Annotated in this window: 2 protein-coding genes; both read left to right on the forward strand. The window is 73.6% G+C overall.

Going from position 1 to position 2,142, the window contains the following annotated elements:
• Positions 1–596: molybdopterin-binding protein (locus tag AC1DP0_RS21215; protein WP_478088438.1), on the forward strand; the 596-nt coding region annotated here is incomplete at its 5' end.
• Positions 597–632: 36 nt separating this feature from the next.
• A partial coding sequence (locus AC1DP0_RS21220) for an ABC-F family ATP-binding cassette domain-containing protein (RefSeq protein WP_478088440.1) occupies positions 633–2,142 on the forward strand: 1,510 nt, incomplete at its 3' end.

Here is a 2,142-nt window from a genome sequence, read left to right on the forward strand (position 1 = left end):
GCATCCACGAGTCCAACTCCGACATGGTCGCCGCGCTCGCTGAGGCCGCCGGCTGCGACGTGCGCCGGGTCGAGGTGTGCTCCGACGAGCCGTCCGACCTCCGCTCGCTGCTCGACGAGCTCGAGGCCGACCCGGGCGTCGACGTCGTCATCACGACCGGTGGCGTCAGCGCCGGTGCCTACGAGGTCGTCCGCCAGGTGTGCTCACCGCTGCCGACCTTCGACTTCGTGCACCTGGCGATGCAGCCCGGGGGGCCGCAGGGACTCGGCTGCTTCGGCTCCACGCCCGTCGTCTGCCTGCCCGGGACACCGGTCGGCGCCTTCGTCGCCTTTCACGTGCTCGTGCGCCCGGCCCTCGACCGACGCCACGGGGTGCCGGCGGCGCGACCCGGGCACGCGGCATACGCCGGCAGGACCCGGCACACACGGGCCGGCCGCGTCCAGTTCCTCACGAGCGTGCTCCACGACGACGGGACCGTGAGCGCCCCGGACGCCCGGCACCTCACGGCGCTCGCTGCCGCGAACTGCCTCATCGAGGTGCCCGAGGCCGTCGACCAGCTCATCGACGGTGACCTCGTCACGGTCCACCTGCTGTGAACGGGGCACCGGCCCCGCGGCCCTAGGCTGTGGGGCGTGAGCGCGACCCTCGTGGCCAAGGACCTCGCCGGGGGCCACGCCCACCGGACCCTCTTCGAGCACCTCGACCTCACGGTCGCACCCGGTGACGTCGTCGGCGTCGTCGGCGCCAACGGCGCGGGCAAGTCGACGCTGCTGCGCCTGCTCGCCGGCGAGGACGTTCCCCTCTCGGGCACGGTGACGACGGCCCCCTCGGACGCGTTCGTCGGGTGGCTGCCGCAGGAGCACGAGCGGGTGGCCGGCGAGACCGTCGCCGACCACATCGGTCGCCGCACCGGCGCCACAGCCGCCACGACCGCCATGGAGAAGGCCGCGGCTGCCCTCGGCAGCGACGACCCGACGGCCGACGAGACGTATGCCGTCGCCCTCGACCACTGGCTCGTCAGCGGGGCGCCCGACCTCGACGAGCGCATCCCGCCCATGCTCGCCGAGCTCGGTCTCGACGTCGGGCCGGACGCGCTCATGACCTCGCTCTCGGGTGGTCAGGCTGCGCGGGCGGCGCTCGCCGCGCTGCTGCTGAGCCGCTTCGACCTGGTGCTGCTCGACGAGCCGACGAACGACCTCGACCTGGCGGGGCTCGACCGCCTCGAGGCCTTCGTCCACGGCCAGCGGGGTGGCGTCGTGCTCGTCTCGCACGACCGGGAGTTCCTCGCCCGCTGCGTCACGCGCATCGTCGAGCTCGACCTCGCGCAGAACTTCGTCTCGGTCCACGACGGCGGCTACGAGTCCTACCTGGAGGAGCGGGAGGTCGCCCGCCGGCACGCGCGCGAGGCGTACGAGGCGTATGCCGGCACCAAGTCCGACCTCGAGGCGCGGGCGCGCACACAGCGCGAGTGGTCGTCGAAGGGCGTGCGCAACGCGATGAAGAAGAGCCCCGACAACGACAAGAACCGGCGCGCCGCGAGCATCGAGTCGTCCGAGAAGCAGGCCCGCAAGGTGCGGCAGATGGAGTCACGGATCGCCCGGCTCGACGAGGTCGCCGAGCCGCGCAAGGAGTGGGTGCTGCAGTTCTCCATCGGGGCCGCGCCACGGTCGAGCTCGGTCGTGGCCACGCTCAACGAGGCGGTGGTCCGCCGGGGCGACTGGACGTTCGGGCCGGCATCGCTGCAGGTCGAGGCCCGTCGGCGCATCGGCATCACCGGGCCCAACGGCGCCGGCAAGACGACTCTGCTGTCGCTGCTGCTCGGTCGGGTCGCACCCGACGACGGCAGCGCGTCGCTCGGCGCGAGCGTGGCCGTCGGCGAGATCGACCAGGCGCGCACCGGACTGCGCGAGGACCTGCCGCTCGGCGACGCGTTCGGCGCGGCCGTGCCCGACCTCAACCCCGCCGACCGGCGCACGCTGCTCGCCAAGTTCGGGCTCAAGGCCGACCAGGTCGGCAGCGCCGTCGGGCGGCTCTCACCCGGTGAGCGCACTCGGGCGGCGATGGCGCTGCTCCAGGCGCGTGGCGTCAACCTGCTCGTCCTCGACGAGCCGACCAACCACCTCGACCTGCCCGCCATCGAGC

The sequence above is a fragment of the Terrabacter sp. P5_B1 genome (assembly GCF_056400505.1).